General features: G+C 63.6%; 15 protein-coding genes. 2 read left to right on the forward strand and 13 right to left on the reverse strand.

Annotation, left to right across the window (positions count from 1 at the left end; translation table 11 throughout):
- Positions 1–99: 99 nt before the first annotated feature.
- The 3 genes from DOM57_RS12625 to DOM57_RS12635 form a co-directional block, all read right to left on the reverse strand.
- Positions 100–603, reverse strand: a complete 504-nt coding sequence (locus DOM57_RS12625; RefSeq protein ID WP_110649558.1) for a universal stress protein — start codon at positions 601–603, stop codon at positions 100–102.
- Between the two features lie 199 nt (positions 604–802).
- Positions 803–1894 (reverse strand): L,D-transpeptidase, encoded by a 1092-nt coding sequence (locus DOM57_RS12630; protein ID WP_110649559.1) that lies wholly within the window; start codon positions 1892–1894, stop codon positions 803–805.
- Positions 1895–1984: 90 nt separating this feature from the next.
- Positions 1985–2809 (reverse strand): murein L,D-transpeptidase catalytic domain family protein, encoded by an 825-nt coding sequence (locus DOM57_RS12635; RefSeq protein WP_239496213.1) that lies wholly within the window; start codon positions 2807–2809, stop codon positions 1985–1987.
- Positions 2810–2964: 155 nt separating this feature from the next.
- On the opposite strand from DOM57_RS12635, the gene DOM57_RS12640 reads away from it, so the two are divergent.
- Complete coding sequence (locus DOM57_RS12640; RefSeq protein ID WP_110649560.1) at positions 2965–4437, forward strand: carbon starvation CstA family protein; 1473 nt, start codon at positions 2965–2967, stop codon at positions 4435–4437.
- A gap of 108 nt (positions 4438–4545) precedes the next feature.
- On the opposite strand, the gene DOM57_RS12645 is transcribed toward DOM57_RS12640, so the two are convergent.
- From DOM57_RS12645 to efeU, 7 genes are all read right to left on the reverse strand, one after another.
- Positions 4546–6783, reverse strand: coding sequence for an NADP-dependent isocitrate dehydrogenase (locus DOM57_RS12645; protein ID WP_110649561.1), 2238 nt, complete (start codon positions 6781–6783; stop codon positions 4546–4548).
- A 348-nt stretch (positions 6784–7131) separates the two neighbouring features.
- A complete protein-coding gene (locus DOM57_RS12650; protein WP_110649562.1) occupies positions 7132–8205 on the reverse strand; it encodes a lactonase family protein in 1074 nt (357 codons plus the stop codon).
- Between the two features lie 131 nt (positions 8206–8336).
- Positions 8337–9347, reverse strand: a complete 1011-nt coding sequence (locus tag DOM57_RS12655; RefSeq protein ID WP_110649563.1) for a DNA topoisomerase IB — start codon at positions 9345–9347, stop codon at positions 8337–8339.
- A gap of 159 nt (positions 9348–9506) precedes the next feature.
- On the reverse strand, positions 9507–10340 hold the full coding sequence (gene efeO / locus DOM57_RS12660) for an iron uptake system protein EfeO (protein ID WP_110649564.1): 834 nt from the start codon (positions 10338–10340) through the stop codon (positions 9507–9509).
- 247 nt (positions 10341–10587) lie between these two features.
- Positions 10588–11967 carry an iron uptake transporter deferrochelatase/peroxidase subunit gene (gene efeB / locus DOM57_RS12665; protein ID WP_110649565.1) on the reverse strand — a complete coding sequence of 460 codons (1380 nt, stop codon included), beginning with the start codon at positions 11965–11967 and terminating at the stop codon, positions 10588–10590.
- A 36-nt stretch (positions 11968–12003) separates the two neighbouring features.
- Positions 12004–13239 (reverse strand): cupredoxin domain-containing protein, encoded by a 1236-nt coding sequence (locus DOM57_RS12670; RefSeq protein ID WP_110649566.1) that lies wholly within the window; start codon positions 13237–13239, stop codon positions 12004–12006.
- A 14-nt stretch (positions 13240–13253) separates the two neighbouring features.
- A complete protein-coding gene (efeU, locus tag DOM57_RS12675; protein ID WP_110649567.1) occupies positions 13254–14093 on the reverse strand; it encodes an iron uptake transporter permease EfeU in 840 nt (279 codons plus the stop codon).
- Between the two features lie 421 nt (positions 14094–14514).
- Between efeU and gbdR the strand changes: the two genes are divergently transcribed.
- A complete protein-coding gene (gbdR, locus tag DOM57_RS12680; protein WP_110649568.1) occupies positions 14515–15636 on the forward strand; it encodes a choline metabolism transcriptional regulator GbdR in 1122 nt (373 codons plus the stop codon).
- Positions 15637–15710: 74 nt separating this feature from the next.
- Here gbdR and DOM57_RS12685 read toward each other — a convergent pair whose 3' ends face one another.
- Genes DOM57_RS12685 through DOM57_RS12695 form a run of 3 tightly spaced genes read right to left on the reverse strand, consistent with a single transcriptional unit; the run spans position 15711 to position 17348 of the window.
- On the reverse strand, positions 15711–16058 hold the full coding sequence (locus DOM57_RS12685) for an AzlD domain-containing protein (RefSeq protein WP_110649569.1): 348 nt from the start codon (positions 16056–16058) through the stop codon (positions 15711–15713).
- Positions 16055–16822 (reverse strand): AzlC family ABC transporter permease, encoded by a 768-nt coding sequence (locus DOM57_RS12690; protein WP_110649570.1) that lies wholly within the window; start codon positions 16820–16822, stop codon positions 16055–16057. Before DOM57_RS12690 ends, DOM57_RS12685 begins: the two co-directional genes overlap by 4 nt.
- Positions 16812–17348, reverse strand: a complete 537-nt coding sequence (locus DOM57_RS12695) for a helix-turn-helix domain-containing protein (RefSeq protein ID WP_110649571.1) — start codon at positions 17346–17348, stop codon at positions 16812–16814. Before DOM57_RS12695 ends, DOM57_RS12690 begins: the two co-directional genes overlap by 11 nt.
- Positions 17349–17396: the final 48 nt, after the last annotated feature.

The following is a 17396-nucleotide window of genomic DNA, read 5'->3' on the forward strand; positions in this document are numbered from 1 at the left end:
ATTCGCCGTGCCGATCGGTTTCACCGGCCTGCTGGTCGAATACAGCGGCAACCGTTGCCGCGCCGGACAGACGCGCCCCGGCCGGCAAATGCGCGAGCGTCAATCGAAGCCGCGGAACTCGTTCACGGCTTTCTTGGCATGCTGCAAGGGCGTCTCGTGGACACAGATCACTCGGCAATTGGCGACATGGGTCACCTTGTGCGAGACGCTGCCGATCATCAGTCCCTTGAACTGACCGAGGCCGCGGCTGCCCATGACGATAGCGTCGACGCCCAGCCGCTCGGCTTCCGCGACGATGACCCGCGCGGGCGACCCCTGTTTGACGATGGTATCGAATTCGCCGTTGTAGCCGGGAAAGGAGGGCAGGGTGTCGAGTGCCTGGTCGAGAAGGGCGCGCCCTTCCTTCTCGGCAGTATCCACGGACGCAGCCTTGATCGCGGCCTCGACGCTGATCAACTCGCCACGATGCAGCTGCGGATAAGGGTCGCGTACATTGATCAGATACAGTTTGCCCTGTACCGGTGCCGCCAATTGACAAGCGACCTTGAGCGCCGTGTGGGAATCTCGGGAACCATCGATCGGAATCAACAGGGACTTGAACATGGGAACCTCGCTGCCGTGACACGGCTTCCGTTGGCGGAGAGTGGAACGCTGACGTCGAGCGGGTTTTCAGCCACGCAATCCCTGCCGCAACGCCGTCGCTGAGATCACCTTAAGCCAGGTTCCCGGAACGGCCTAGTGCGTATTTGTCGCAGTCGCCATGCATGGCGTCGTACTGTCGTGTCGCGGCGATGCGCGAACATCACCGTGCCGTATCGACATGGCGCTCGGTGTCGATCTCTTCCAGCCAATCGTCCGGCCCGACGCTGTCGATGAGGCGCAGATGCTCGCCGCTATTCTGCGCACTCAGGCGCGCATCGGTCGCGACCAGCACCGTCCCGGGCGACAGCAGCGGCAATATCTTGGCCTTGAAGCCGTCGGGTACGGTCACCTGGCTGACCCTATCGGCGGGTATGGGCCGGCCGGCGGTGCTTTCGTAGCCGGGCACGCCGATGGCGATCCAGGAAGGCATCCCGGCAGCGCCATCCGTATCCATCGCAGTGGCGGATCGAGAGCTGTCTTCGACGATATAGGCACGGGTGCCGGTGACGAGACCCGGGCGTTTCAGCTCGACCCGTGAGCGGCCGACCTCCATGCCGTTACGATAGACCACCAGCAGGCGGTCGCTACGGCTCAGCACCATCGATATCGGCCCCTCGGCGGGGGCATCGTCCGACCAATGCCAACTGTTGCCGCTGGCCAGTAGCGGTATCTCGACATCGGCGCCGGTATGCGCGTCGATCGGGCTCAGCGGCCCTGGATGAACGACGGAAACCGGCGCTTGTCCCTCTTTGGCGACGACCACGGTCATGCCAAGGTTCGAGGCGTCGAACAGCAAGCGGGCGAATTCGCTGGGAAGATGCACGCAGCCATGGGACTCGGGATAGCCGGGCAGGCCGCCGGCATGCAGGGCCACGCCATCCCAGGTCAGGCGTTGCTGGTAGGGCATCGGGGCGTTGCCGTAGAGGTTGGAACGATGGTCCTCGTCTTTCTGCAGCACGGTAAAAACGCCCGTCGGCGTCTCGTAGCCCGGCCGCCCGCTGCTGATGGTGGCGACGCCGATCAGGATGCCGTTGCGATAGACGTAGGCGCGCTGCTCGGTGAGGCTGACTACCACGGCCATCGGGCCGGCGCGTTCATCGTCGCCGCCCCAGATCCAGGCGCCCGGCTCGAGTTGGTCGAGCGGGGTATCGACCGGACTCGACTGTTTGTCGCCCCAGAACGGAACGGCGAAGCCGACTGGCGAGAAGACCAGGGCCGCAAGCAACGTGAGCATGATTCCGGTACGGGGCATGGCCAGAGATTCCTTTTGCCAACCGATGACATCGACCTGACTCTCAATGTCGTACGCCCAGTGGCATCTGACAACCCGCGCTCAGTTGCCTCAGCGAACACTGATAAAGCGGGTGTCCGTGTGTTCCTTGTCGATGCGCGCTTGGGCGCACTGCGACAGCGCCGAGCGCATCAGCCAGTCGCGCTCGGGGTAGTAAGAGAAGACGAACTGGCCATCCTTGAGCACATCGATGATATCGCCGGCGATACCCGGGCGCAGGGCGGGGCAGCCCCAACTGCGGCCCAGGCGGCCCTGGCGCTGGCCTAGCGCGGGGTTCACGTAGTCGGCGCCGTGGATCACGATCGCGCGGCTCATGGCGGCATCGTTGAAGCCCGGCTCCAGCCCCTTCATGCGCAGCGAGTAGCCGTTCTTGCCCTCATAGGTCTGGCGGGTATAGAAGAGCCCCAGGCTGGAGGCATGCGAGCCATCCTGGTTGGAAAAATGATCCGGTATGTCGCCGCCGGAGCCCTGGCCGTGGGCCACGACCTCGTGATAGAGCAACTTGTCCCGTGCCAGATCGAACACCCACAGGCGCGGGGTCAGCGAAGAGCGACTGTAGTCGATCACCGCCAGGCGCTCGGCGTCTTCACCGACACCATTGAGTTGTGCGCACTGCATGGTGGCGAGCCCCAGGGCCAGCACGTCCGGATCGGCGTCCGGGGCCAGACGTGCAAGCTCGTCAACGGAAGGGCGCGTCACCACCTCGGCCTGGGCGAGAAGATCGGGGAATGACGACTCGGAAGGTGCGGCAACGACTGGCGACGTGATCGAGATCAGCGCCAGCAGCAGAAAGGCAATCGGATTCTTCATCGTTCGGGAGTCGGCCTGCGCCGTGGCGGAAAGCGACAGGATGCGTGAGAAGCGCCGCTGAAACAAGCATCGCCGGCCTCGTGCTCCAACTAAAGTCTAGCTGTTTTCGGTTGGTAACCTCCGTAAATTAAGGGCCGACTAGTTAGGCTGTGACCATTATCGGTCCAGCAACGTACCCGCCGGACGCTCACAAGGCGTCTTCTCTGTTTCAGGGACCTCAAATGATTACATTCCTAGTGTCTATCCTGCTGCTGATAGCGGGCTACTTCACTTATGGCAAGTTCGTGGAGAAAGTCTTCGTCACCGATCGCAAGCGGCGTACCCCCGCGTTCACGATGCGTGACGATATCGACTACCTACCCATGAACACCACGCGCAACTCGCTGATCCAGTTGCTCAACATCGCCGGTGTCGGCCCGATTTTCGGCCCCATCCTCGGCGCGCTTTATGGCCCGGTGGCGTTCGTCTGGATCGTGATCGGCTGTATCTTCGCCGGCGCGGTACATGACTATCTCACCGGCATGATCTCGATTCGCAATCACGGCGCGCATCTGCCGCAGCTGGCCGGTAAGTTCCTCGGCAAGACCATGAAGCACGTGGTCAACGGTTTCGCGATCCTGCTGCTGCTGTTGGTCGGCACCGTATTCGTGACCTCGCCGGCAGCGCTGCTGGCCAACATGACGCCGCTGTCGCTGACCCTGATCACGCTCGCGATCTTCGCCTACTACCTGCTGGCGACGTTGCTGCCGATCGACAAGATCATCGGCCGTATCTACCCCTATTTCGGCGCCTTGCTGCTGTTCAGTGCGCTGGGTATCGGTCTGGGCATGGTTTTCACCGGCGCGCCGATCCCAGAGCTGTCGTTCCAGAACATGCATCCGCAAGGTGCTCCGATCTTCCCGCTGCTGTTTTTGACTATCTCCTGCGGTGCGCTCTCCGGCTTCCATGCCACACAGACACCGATCATCTCGCGTACCACCGAAAACGAGGGCAATGGGCGCAAGATCTTCTACGGCATGATGATCACCGAGGGCGTCATTGCCATGATCTGGGCCGCGGCGGCGATGAGCCTGTTCCATGGCGATCATACGCTGTCCGACGTGCTCGCCGCCGGCGGTCCGGCAGCTGTGGTCAGCGAAGTCTCCACCACCATGCTCGGCGCCATCGGTGGCACCCTGGCCGTGCTGGGCGTCATCGTGCTGCCGATCACTTCCGGCGACACCGCCTTCCGCAGCGCGCGCATGATCATCGCCGACTACCTGAAGGTCGATCAGCGTCCGCTGGTCAAACGCCTGGTCATTGCCGCGCCGCTGTTCGTGGCGTCCTACGCGCTGACCCATATCGACTTCACGCTGCTGTGGCGCTACTTCTCCTGGGCCAACCAGACTACCGCGGTGATCGCACTGTGGGTCGCCACCATGTATCTGGTCCTGGCGCGCAAGCCGCACCTGATCACCTCGATCCCGGCGGTGTTCATGACCATGGCGACCTTCACCTATCTGGCCTACGCGCCGATCGGTTTCGGTCTGTCGCTGCAGTTGAGCTACGTGGTCGCGGCCATCGGTACGCTGATCTGCATCGCGCTGTTCATGAAGCGGGTACGTCGTCTCAGCGGTGGCATCTTCGCCGTCGACGAGCCGGAAGTCCCGAGCTTCAAGGACGGCAAGTCCGCCGAGGTGCTGGCGGCCAACTGATCGCCGCGAAGAACGCCCAACGCGAACGGGCCCGTGCCATTTGGCACGGGCCCGTTTCTGTTAGTGGGTGAAAGCGAAGCTGGCCCGGGAATCCGGGCCGGTACGCGTTCAGGATGCCTTGTAGAGCTTGTCCAGCGCGGCGTTGAGCGTCTTGCTCGGACGCATGGCATTGCTGGCCAGTTCTTGGCTCGGGTGATAATAGCCCTTGATGTCGACCGGCTGACCCTGGACGGCATTGAGCTCATCGACGATGACCTTCTCGTTGTCGCCGAGGGTCTTGGCGATCTCCTCGAACAGCGACTTGAGTTCGCCATCCTCGGTCTGGGAAGCCAGCTCCTTGGCCCAGTAGAGCGCCAGGTAGAAGTGGCTGCCGCGGTTGTCGAGCTCGCCGACCTTGCGCTTGGGCGACTTGTCATTGTCGAGCAGTTCGCCGTTGGCGCGGTCCAGCGTCGCCGACAGGATCTTGGCGCGGGCGTTGTCGAAGGTGTTGCCGAGATGCTCCAGCGATGCCGCCAGGGCCAGGAATTCACCCAGGGAGTCCCAGCGCAGGTGGTTCTCTTCCAGGAACTGCTGCACGTGCTTGGGCGCGGAGCCGCCGGCGCCGGTCTCGAACAGGCCGCCGCCGTTCATCAGCGGAACGATCGAGAGCATCTTGGCGCTGGTGCCGAGCTCCATGATCGGGAACAGGTCGGTCAGGTAGTCACGTAGCACGTTGCCGGTGACGGAGATGGTGTCCTCGCCCTTGCGGATGCGCTCGAGCGAGACCTTCATCGCCTCCACCGGCGGCAGGATGCGAATGTCCAGGCCGCTGGTGTCGTGGTCCTTGAGGTAGGTCTCGACCTTGGCGATCAGGCTGGCGTCGTGGGCGCGCTCGGGATCGAGCCAGAAGATCGCCGGGGCGCCGCTCTCGCGGGCGCGGGACACGGCCAGCTTGACCCAATCCTGGATCGGCGCGTCCTTGGTCTGGCACATGCGCCAGATATCGCCGGCTTCGACGTCATGGCTGAACAGCGTCCGGCCACTGTCGTCGGTGACGACGACGGTGCCGTCGGCGGGGATCTGGAAGGTCTTGTCGTGGGAGCCGTACTCCTCGGCCTTCTGCGCCATCAGGCCGACGTTGGGCACGCTGCCCATAGTGGTCGGATCGAAGGCGCCGTTCTTCTTGCAGTCCTCGATCACCGTCTGGTAGATGGTGGCGTAGCAGCGATCCGGAATCACCGCCTTGGTATCGTGGAGCTGGTCGTCGGCGCCCCACATCTTGCCGGAATCGCGAATCATCGCCGGCATGGAGGCATCGATGATCACATCAGAGGGCACGTGCAGGTTGGTGATGCCCTTGTGTGAGTTGACCATCGCCAGCGGCGGACGCTCTTTGTAGAGTGCATCGATGTCGCGCTTGATCGCTTCCTGCCGATCGCTCGGCAGCGATTCGATCGCGCTGTAGAGATCGCCGATACCGCTATTCGGGCTGAAGCCGGCCTGGGCGAGTGCATCGGCATGCTTTTCCAGCACGTCCTTGTAGAACTCCTGGACCACGATGCCGAACATGATCGGGTCGGAGACCTTCATCATGGTCGCCTTCAGGTGCAGCGAGAACAGCACGTTGCGCTGCTTGGCGTCCTGGATTTCGCTGTCGATGAAGTCGCGCAGGCGGCGGCTGCTCATGGTTGCCGCATCGACCACTTCGCCGTCCAGTACCGCCAGGTTCTCCTTGAGTACGCTACGGGTGCCGTCTTTCTGCTGCAGCTCGATCTTGAGCTTGCCGGCCTTCTCGATCACCGCGGACCGCTCGCTACCGTAGAAGTCGCCTTCGCTCATGTGGGCGACGTGGGACTGGGAGTCGGCGCTCCACTCACCCATGCGGTGCGGATACTTGCGGGCATAGTTCTTGACCGACTTCGGCGCGCGGCGGTCGGAGTTGCCTTCGCGCAGTACCGGATTGACCGCGCTGCCCTTGGCCTTGTCGTAGCGTGCCTTGATCGACTTCTCTTCGTCGTTGGCGGGCTCGTCGGGGTAGTCCGGCAGCGGATAGCCCTGGCTCTGCAGCTCCTTGATGGTGGCCTTGAGCTGCGGGCCGGAGGCGCTGATGTTGGGCAGCTTGATGATGTTGGCTTCCGGCGTGGTCGCCAGCTGGCCGAGTTCGGCGAGGTCGTCGCTGACGCGCTGCTCGTCGTTCAACAGGTCCGGGAACTGGGCCAGCACGCGAGCGGCCAGAGAGATATCGCGGGTCTCGACCGTGATCCCGGCAGTGCCGGTGAAGGCTTCGATGATCGGCAGCAGAGAGTAGGTGGCCAGCGCAGGCGCTTCGTCGGTGAGTGTATAGATGATCTTCGGCGTATTGGGCATGTCGGTTCGTTAACCTCTCTTAATCACAGCGATGGCACGAAATCTCGAGCGCTTAGGAAACACCGCGGAGATGTCCGCGCAGCATTTCCCTGGAAAATCTCGGGATGTCTGTCGACTCAGATTCGATCGCATGGCGGCACGACGCCAGTCGGCATGAAAACCGGCTCTCGGCCAGGATGGCGTCGTTTCCGCTCGATACGGTGACAACGGTCGCTGACCGAGTTGTCGACAACTTGCGGTCGCGCCAGAGTATACCAGCGCCACCGGGTCGGCGCATTCGTGCGCGGGCTCGCGGACAGGATAGTGATTCGTCATCGTCGGCGCGAATCGCACGCGGGCCTGTCGCGATCACGCGAACGCAACGATCTCGATCCAGTTCGCCTTGTTGCCCACCGGCGCATCGCTCAGATGGCTGAGTTCGCCGCTCTCCTTGTCGATACGATAAAGCGCCAGGTGGTCGCTCAACTCGCCGGCGGCGACGAGATAGCGCCCGCTGGGATCGATCTCGAAACCGCGAGGCTGCTTCACCGTCGGCTGGTTGTGCAGAAATCGCAGCTTGCCGGTTTCCGGGTCGGCACGCAGCGTGCTCAAGGTGCTGGTGGTGCGCTCGGACAGATAGAGATGGCGGCCATCCGGGGTGATGTGCAGGTCGGCGGCCCAGATGCGCGGCGTGTCGTCGCCCTCGGGAATGTTCTCCTGCGGCATGCCGGGCGCCAGATCCATGTCGTCGGGCAGCCCGTCGCAGACGGCGACCGGCGTCAGGGTGCCGTTGTCGGCGTCGAGCGCGAACGTGGTCACCGTGGCGCTGAGCTCCCCCAGCACATAGACGAAGCGACCGCAGGGAGAGAATACGAAGTGTCGCGGGCCGACGCCGTCGGCGGTGGCGGCGGCCGGCGGCTCGTTGGGAGTGAGCGTGCCGTCGTGGAAGCGAAACTGGACCAGGCGGTCGTCGCCCAGGTTGGTGGCGAACACGTGGCGATTGTCCGGCGTGGCCAGGATGGCGTGGGCACGGCTGCCGGTCTCCAGCGTCTGGGTGGCATCGCCGACCACGCCATTGCTATCGATCGGGCTGACGCTGACGACGTTGCCGCCATAGGAGGCGGCCAGCAAGTAGCGGCCGGAACGGTCGGTGGCGATATAGGCCATGCTGCCGAACAGGCGCCCGCTGCCGATCGGCGTCAGCTCGCCGCTGTCCGGCTCGATGCGATAGCTCAGTACGCGTAGTGGCTCGCTGCGCACGGCGGCGTAGAGATAGCGCTTGTCGGGACTGATCGCCAGCGGCATCACCGCATCGGCGGCCTCGGTGGTGGCGAGCGCGACCAGGCGTTCGGCCTGGCGGTCCAGACGATAGCTGCCGATGGTGCCGTCGCCGGCATTGGCAACGTAGACGATGGGATCGGTGGCGGGCTCGGCGGAGCTCATGGTGCATTCCTTGGCTGTAGCGAAAGAGGGCCGGTCCCGGCGCTCGAGGTCGGGACGCTGATGAATCCTTGTTGTAGCATCCGGCCACCACGGCGTCGATTGGCGGTAGGTCGGTCGCATGCTCGGAGTGCTCAACTGGCCTGCTCGAGTCGGCTCTGCAGCAGGTGCAAAATTGCGCGCTCGTCGGGACTCGTCAGCTCGTCATCCTGTTCGAGTTCGGTTTCGACCAGTTTGCGGAAGTGTTCCAGCGTACGCCCATCGAGATAGCTCTCGACGATACGCGGATCGATGTAGCTTGCCCTGGCGATGCTGGGCGTATTGCCCAGTGTCTTGGCGACCCGTTCGACGGCCTGGCGAACGTTCTTCTGGCTGATCTTGTCGTTCTCGCCCGGGCCGACCTCCTCCAGCGCCAACGCGGCGATCGAAGTCCCGGCCCAGGTGCGGAAGTCCTTGGCGCTGAAGCGTTCGCCCATGACTTCATGGATGTAGTCGTTGAGGTCGTGACTGTCGACCTGGACTTTGTGGCCGTCATCATCGAAGTACTTGAAGATCTCGTAGCCGGGAATGTCGTCGAGTTCGGCGACGATCTTCGCCAGACGCTCGTCTGCCACCACGCGGTGCTGCTGCTGTCCGCTCTTGCCCTGGTAATCGAAGATCAATTCGTCGCCTTCGATGGTCAGGTGCTTCGAGCGCATGGTGGTCAGGCCGTAAGAGTGGTTCTCTTCGCGATAGCGTTCGCTGCCGGGGCGAAAGTAGGCGCTGTCGATCAGCCGTACCATGCAGGCGAGCACCTTCTCGCGCGGCATGCCGTCGAGCGCGAGGTGCTGGCCGGTCGTGCGGCGCATGGGCGTGAGGCGCTGCGCGAACTCGATCATCCGATCGAACTTGAGTACCTCGCGCTGCTGGCGCCACTGGGCGTTGTAGATGTATTGCTTGCGGCCGGCCGTGTCGCGCCCGGTGGCGTGAAGGTGATGGTGGCGGTCGAGCACGATCTCGACTTCGCGCCAGGCCGGCGGAATCGCCAGCGAATCGATCCATGCACGCCATGCCCTGTCGCGCAGCGTGTCGCCACTCGGCATACGATAGGTGAAGCCCTTGCCGCAGCGATGGCGCGTCACCCGGCGGACGGCTCTCGTGGTCATTGGCAAGCTCCTTTTGCCCAATCCATGTTCGATCACAGGATAGACAAGCCGTGGAGAGACGACCGGCGGAAAGCAGGAATGTGTAGCCGGAGCAGCCAGAAAGAGGCGAAGCCATGCCGGGGTGTGCGGCGCTCTCCCGCCCAGAGCGCCGCGTGACGATCAGTTCAATCCCAGCAGTCCGCGCAGGGTCGAGAGATCTTCGGCGAGCACGGTGACCGGGCCGGCCAGGGCGCGGCGATCGTTTTTGTTTACTTCGTCATAGGATTCGAAGCCGGCGTCCGGGTCGTCGGCATCCACGCGATAAGTCGCCAGCGTCGTTTCGACATCGTCGAAGTTGTCATCGACGCGCTTGACGAAATCGGCGTCTTCCTGGGCAGCCAGCGGCTTGAATAGCGTGAAGATCTCGCGGGCGCCATCGATATTGGCCTGGAAGTCCCATAGATCGGTGCGGCTGTAGCGATCCTCCTCGCCGGAAACCTTGGTTGCGGCGACCTCTTCCATCAAGGCGGCAGCGCCGCCGACGACGGTTTCGGGCGGGAAGGTGAGGTCCTGCACGCGATGGTCGAGTTCGTTGACGTCGCTCATCAGACGCTCGGCGTAAGCGTTCAGGTCCTCGGTGCTGTGCTCGTGGAACAGGCCATATTCGATGCGGTGGAAACCGGTGAAGTCGGGATCCTTCACGCCTTGCTCATAGTCGTCCTCGCGGGCGTCGATGCTGGCATCGAGATCGGCGAACAACTCGGCGATCGGCTCGATGCGTTCGTAGTAGACGCGGGTCGGGGCATAGAGCGCCTGGGCGTTATGCAGGTCGCCGGCTTCGACGGCGGCGGTGAATTTTTCGGTGTGGTCGACGAACTGTTCGAGGTTGTCGAGAACGTAGAGCTTGTACTCGGCGATCGGGCCGACCAATGCGTCGGGCGAGACCGCTGCCTGGGCGGCGAGCGGCAGCAAGCCCAGGGTGGCGGCGGCGATGAGGTGCTGATGAGGTTTCATGGGTAAGACTCCGTTCAATGATCCTGGGGCCAGTCGTTGGTCGTTGATGTATCACTCGTCTTCGCGAGCTGTCGCTAAGGAAACACTGCATAAATGTCTGCACAGGCGAATCGCTGCGTTACGCGGTGCTCGCAATCCTCACCTATACNNGCTCCGTGCGCCTTGCGACGGAGTGCCGCCCACTTCATCCTGCTCGCCGATTTATTCAGCATTTCCCTAAGCAAGTTGCCGAGAGACATGTGCCAGCTCAGGCGGTGGCCTCGAGCAGGCGGCGTCCGAGAAAGTCCCGGTCGTCGATGGCGCCGGGCAGCACGAAGAAATAGCCGCCGCCTACCGGTTTGATGTACTCCTCCAGCGGTTCGCCATTGAGCCGTTTCTGCACGCTGATGAATCCGGCGTCGAGATCGGCCTGAAAACAGATGAACAACAGGCCCATGTCGAGTTGGCCGTTGCGTTCGACGCCGTTGGAGTAGTTGAAGGGACGGCGCAGGATGCGATTGTTCTCGGTTTCCGGTGTACGTGGGTTGGCCAGGCGAATATGCGCGTCGAGCGGCGTGATCCTGCCTTCCGGGTCGCTGGCGTAATCGGGTATGTCCTGTTCGCGACTGCCGGAAAGTGGTGCGCCGCTCATCTTGCGACGACCGAAGATCGACTCCTGTTCGTGCAGTGGCGTTCGGTCCCAGCGTTCGACGAAGTTGCGGATGATGCGCACCGCCATGTAGCTGCCGCCTCGCGCCCACGCGGGCTCGTCGTGCGCCTCGCCGATCCACACCAACGCGTCCATCAGTGCCTCGTCCTCGATGCTGGGATTGGCCGAGCCGTCGCGGAAGCCGAGGAAGTTGCGCGCGCTACCTTCGACGTCGCCGGGCGCCGGCGGCAGCAACGGCACCGTGCCTTCCTGCTTCCAGCGCACCATCAGCAGCCCCGGCGTGTGCTTGATGATGTCGCGCAGGGCGTGATAGTGGGTATCGGCGGTGTTGGCGCAGAATTGCAGCGCCAGGTCGCCGTGACAGCGCGCGGCATCGAGGGCGTCGTTGGGAAAGCCGGTCATGCGTTGCAGATGCCGGGGGCGCGCATCGGCCAGGCCGTAGCGCTCATCGAACAGCGAGTCGCCCAGCGCCAGCGTAACGGTCAGGCCATCCGGCGGCACGCTGGGGCCGAGAATGCCGGAATCGGGCGGCGGATAGCGTGGGTCCCGCTGGGGATATTCGCCGCCCCGAGTCAGGAAGGTAATGCGCGCCGTCAGGATTTTCAGCAGCTTTTCGAGATCGTCGCGATCGCGGGCCAGTACGTCGAACGCGACGACCATGCCGGTTGCCTGGCGTGGGGTGACGATGCCTTGCTGATGACGGCCATGAAACGGATAGGCGAGCTGGGCATCCTGGGTCAAGGGCGCGCTGGTGACTTCCTGGCCGCGATGCGTCGGCGCCTGGGTACGAGTCTGAAGCTGTGCATGAACTTGACCGGGACAAAGGCCGGCCAAGCCAAGACCGAGTCCGCTCAGCCCCGCGTGGCGCAGGAAGTGGCGGCGATCCATTGAGGTCTCGTCGGTGGAGCGCGTCGTCTCGTCGACGGCGGAAAAAGGGCAGCGCGGAGCGCGATGTGAGGGGCGGTTGAAATGAGTCATGGTCGCTTCGACATTCGCTTGGAATCCGTCGGTACGTTATCCGCTCAGGGCGAGTGCACGGTTGATTGCCGACAGTGATTTGGCCAGGGCCTCGCTGTCCTGCAACAGCCGTTTGGCATCGATGCCGTCGTCACTTTCGACTCGCGCCAAGGGCCCGCCACTGGCATCGTTGCCGCGGGAGTCGTCACTGCCGGATGTATTGTCCGCGTTGGCGTTGGCGAGATCCTGCTGCAGCGTGGCCAGGTCATCGTTAAGAGGGGGCAGCGTCCCGGGCGCCTGGCGTTCGAGCAGTGGAGCCAACAGGGAGACGATCTTACCGGCGCCCTCGGTGAGCCCGGCCAGATCGAACAGGTCGCGTGGCGAAAGCGTCGCTTGCGAGACCTGGCGGTCGTGCCAGGCCTGCAGCACGCGGGCACTGCCATTGGCCAGTTGCGCCGGTGGGATAGCTGCGTCCTCAAGGCGCGTTTTCAGCGTCTCGACATCCTCGACCAGGCGATCGATGGTCGGCTTTAGGTCTGTCGTGGTGCCGCGCTCGAACAGCGATAGCGCAACGCGCGGGAAACCGCCGAAGTCGGGATCGGATTCACGCTGAGCGAAATAGTCGGCGTGGGCGTTCATGCGCTGATCGAGGTCGCTGAACAGGCCGATCGGCGTCGCCAGACGTTGATCGATCCGGCGCGCTTCGAGATAGGCGGCGCGAGCCGTATGCAGATCGTCGGCATAAATGGCGTCATGCAGTGCCCGCACCTGGCTTGTCAACTGGCGCAGTTGCAGCAAGGTATAAACGCGATACTCCGCCAGTGGACCGATGAAATCCCGGGCGACCAGCGCTTTCGGTTGGCTGGTATCGCCATTCGGGGCGACATGCAGCGTGCCGCGCGGATTGCTCAGCAGACCGCAGGTCATGATGTAATCTCCCGGCGTCAGGCTTGCGGTCAGCGGCTGGCGTAGCCCCGGCGCGATGTTCTCGCGTTCCGCCAGCACCATGACGCCATCGATGATCTCCCACTCGATGGCGCGATCCGACCGGTTGACGATGGTGAAGGTCCGCTGCCCGGCGGGAACCTCGAGCTGCTCCGGCTGGCAGCCGCCGGCGGTGACGTTGACGATGAAACCCTCGGCGCGAGGTGGTTGTACGGCTTGCAGCGACAGCGCGAACACGCCCAGAGCGATGAGCATGAGCAAAAACGACGACGCCAGCCCCGCGCGCAAAAGGCGAGGGGAAGGCGTGGTGCGCGAGATCGGTGTGGAAGAAGGCGCGGAATGGGTCATGGACAATGCATCTCCTAACCGTGGTATCTGGCCGACGCCGACTCGACCGCCGAAGCCCCGCGCGGGCGCAGCAACCAGGCCACGACGGCCAGGTAACCGGCATAGGCCGCCACTTCGCTCAGTGTTGGTGCCGGCTGGTAACCGAAGATACCGGCGAACAGGGAACCGAGTACGGTATCCAGCGGCAGTACGTCATTAAGATCGAAAACCACCTGCTGGGCGTGGTTCCACAGGCCGGCTTCGTGCAATGCCCGCACCGAACCGGCGAACAGTCCTGCTGCCACCAGCAGGACGAGTAGGCCGGTCACACGGAAGAAGTGGCCCAGCGGCAATCGCAGGCTGCTGCGATAGAGCGCCAAGCCAGCGCCGACGGCGACGCCCAGCCCGAGTAACGCGCCCAATGGTGCCTGCGCGTTGACGCTCTGTTGAAAGATCGCCAGCAGAAAGAAGATCGATTCCAGCCCCTCGCGGGCCACGGCTAGGAACACCATGCCAATCAGTGCCCAGGTATGGCGGCGGTCGCTGCCGAAGGTGCGGTCCAGCGCCGCGGTGAGTTCCCGCTTCATGCTGCCGGCGGCGCGACGCATCCATAGCACCATCCAGGTCAGCATCCCGACGGCGAGAAATCCGACAATGGCCTCGAACAGTTCTTGCTGGCGCTGGGGGAATTCGGCACTGGCGAATTGCAGCCCGGCGCCGACGAACAGTGCCAGGGCGGCGGCGAGAAAGATGCCGATCCAGACGGCGGGCATCCACGCCTGGCGTCCGGTCTGGTGAAGGTAGCTGGCGATGATGCCGATCATGAGTGCGGCTTCCAGACCCTCGCGCAACATGATGAGGAAAGGAATGAGCATGCAAGGAGACCTGAACAATGGGGGTGACGATGAAGAACGATGGTGTTACGGGATTATCGAGACCGTTCACGAATGATACTTGTTTTCATCTGTAATCGGTAATTCTTTTTTTACGGGCGGCGGGTGGGCCAAAAACGACATCGCTGATGGCAGCGCGTGGCGGCAATGTTCCAAAAGCGACATCGAACTATCCGAAGACGTTGATGATGTCGCTCAGGGATAAAAAAACATGCGCCCCACTGTCGCAGGTATTAAAGTCGAAGCAAGACCAGAAAAGGCTTAAGGAAGTCGGAGATTACGGTCATCGTCGTCCGCGATCGATGGCGCTGCCTTCGAAGAGGCCGACTAGGGACCGAGACAGACTGACGCCAGGGAAAACGCAACAACAATAATCACCAACCATCCTTGGAGGAGACGTGAAATGGCAAACCTCTCGCCCACGGGCCATGGCAAAAGCGGCGCCGTTCCCGAACCGCAGACGCTTGGATTCCTGCTGCTCGACAACTTCACGCTGATCTCTCTGGCTTCGGCGATCGAGCCGTTGCGCATGGCTAATCAGCTGGCCGGTCGCGAGCTCTACCGCTGGTACATCATCACCCTGGATGGCGCCCCCGTGCGTGCCAGCGATGGCATGCAGGTAACTCCGGACGCCAGCGCCCAGTCGCCGCTGCGACTCGACTGGCTGGTGGTCTGCGGTGGCGTCGCCCCTCAGCGCAGCGTCACGCCGGCGTTGCTGGCCTGGCTGCAGAGCCGGGCGCGACTGCTGCGCCGCATCGGTTCCGTCTGCACGGGCAGTTGGGCGTTGGCGCAGGCAGGGCTGCTGGATGGCTACGAAACCAGCATTCACTGGGAGTGTCTGGCGGCGATGCAGGAAGCCTATCCGCGTGCCGCCTGGAGTACCCGTTTGTTCTCCATCGACCGCGATCGCTTTACCGCCTCCGGCGGCACCGCGCCGCTCGACATGATGCTCAATCTGATCGGCCGCGACCATGGCCGCGAGCTGTCCGCGGCAATTTCCGAGATGTTCATCTACGAGCGCGTGCGTGGCGAGGAAGACCAGCAGCGTGTGCCGCTCAAGCACGTGCTGGGCACCACACAGCCGAAACTGCTCGAAATCGTGGCGTTGATGGAGGCCAATATCGAGGAGCCGATCGAGCTCGACGAATTGGCCAGCTACGTCGACGTCTCGCGGCGCCAGCTCGAGCGGCTGTTCCAGCGCCACCTGCACTGTTCACCGTCGCGCTACTATCTCAAGCTACGCCTGACCCGGGCCCGGCAGTTGCTCAAGCAGACGCCGTTGCCGATCATCGAGATCGCCTCGGCCTGCGGCTTCGTCTCCACGCCGCACTTTTCCAAGTGCTACCGCGAGTACTTCGGCACCCCACCGCGCGAGGATCGCGGCGAGTCGATGAAGATCCGGCGCCTGGAACCGATCCCCAGCCAGCCGGCGGAAGACGATTCGCTGATGCAGTACAGCAGTGCCAGCGTCGCGCTCAATCACGCCCGTGGCGAACCGACTTACGCCAGCGTCGCGCTGGGTTAGTGGTGATCTCTCGAATCGGGCGGCCCATGTGGTCGCCCGGTGTCGTTGCTGCTTACCTCCACGTTCGACATGTCTTACCCGACCATTCTCGCCACGATCACCACGACGCCGAAAGTGAGTACGCCGCCCACCACCGGCCAGCCGAGCGAGCGGGTCCGCCGCCAGATCGCCAGCGTCACCCCCAACCCGATGACGGTCGCCAGCCAACCGGCGGCATCGGGCGTGCGCGGCACCAGGGATACGCCAAGTACCGCGGCGATCATCATCGGCCCCAGGATCACCAGCCACTTCGGCAATGCATCGACGGGGCCATCCGCCTCGCTGCGTGCCAGGCGTTTCTGCATCCAGAGCAGCGGCAGCAGCCGGATCAGATAGGTACCCACTGCCGCCACCAGCATGCCGATCCAGAGTTCGAGGCTCATGATGAACGCCCCTCTTGGGTCGTTCCCTTGTCAGCCGTTCCCTTGTTCGTGCCGGCCGTTTCCGGCAGGCGGATCATGTAGAAGCAGAGCGCACCGCAGGCCGCGGCCAGCGGGATGCCGACATTGGTCAAGCCGACCAGTGTGCAGACGAGCGCGGCGGCAACGCTGACACTGAGCGCGGCAGCCCAGCGCCGCGAGGTGAATCGCGGCACGATCAGTACCAGAAACAGTGCCGGCAGCGCGAAAGGCATTACCTCGCCGAGCAACGGCCAGCGGCTGGTCAGCCACTCGCCGGCGACCGCGCCCAGCAGGGAACCGGCAATCCAACTGAGCCAGGCCAGCATCGCGGCGCCGAAGAACCAGCCGACGCGCCGGGATTCCGGCAACTGCGGTAGCCGGCTGTGGGCCAGGGCAAAGACCTGGTCGGTCAGCCCATGCATCAGCCATGGCCACCAGCGGCTGGGGGGCAACCACGGTGCCAGGTTGGGGGCGTAGACGACATGGCGCACGTTGATCAGCAATGTCATCGCCACCGTCAGCCACAGCGGCGCGCCGCTGGCGGCCATCCCGACGAACAGGAACTGCGAGGCACCGGCGTAGATCAAGATCGAGATGACCAGGGTCTCCACGCTGCTGAAGCCGGCCTGGGTCGCGACCAGCCCGAACGAGATCGACACCGGAATGTAGCCACCCAGCAGCGGAATCGCTTCGCGCAATCCCATCAGCCAGCCCGGTGTGGCGGCATGTATCGATTCACGCTTCATGGTTTCGGGTCCCTGCGGCATAGACGATGGTCACCAGCAGCGTGGCGCCGCTGTCGTGGCTGCGATAGTGGTGCGGACGGTCGGCGGCGAAGAGATGGATCTCCCCGGCGCCGAGATGGCGAATGTCGTGCGCCGGGCCCGCCTCCAGGCTCCCTCCGATGACCTGCAGCGTTTCGCGGGTTCCCTCGGCATGGGCCTCGGCCTGGCGCAGCGTGTTGGGGACGAGTCGCATCAGGTAGACATCGACGGCGGGCGTTCCCGCGCTCTGTTCGATCAGCTCGACGCTGACGCCACTCTCCTTGACCGGCGTGGCGACGGGGGCCACCAGGGTGCCGAAAGGCACCTTCAACTCTCGCGCCAGGCGCCACAGCGTATCGATGGTGGGATTGCCGTTGCCCTGTTCGAGTCGCGACAGGTTCGACTTGGCGATACCGGCCCGGCTGGCCAACTGCGACAGCGACACGCCTTGCGCTTGCCGCAGCGTCTGCAAGTGGCGTCCCAGCGTCTCCAGCGATAGTACGTCCATGAGAGCATAGCCCGTGGTTGGTCCGGCAAGAACGTTTGGCGAGAAGCG

The sequence above is a fragment of the Salinicola peritrichatus genome, assembly GCF_003206715.1.
In the GTDB taxonomy this organism is placed as follows: domain Bacteria; phylum Pseudomonadota; class Gammaproteobacteria; order Pseudomonadales; family Halomonadaceae; genus Salinicola; species Salinicola peritrichatus.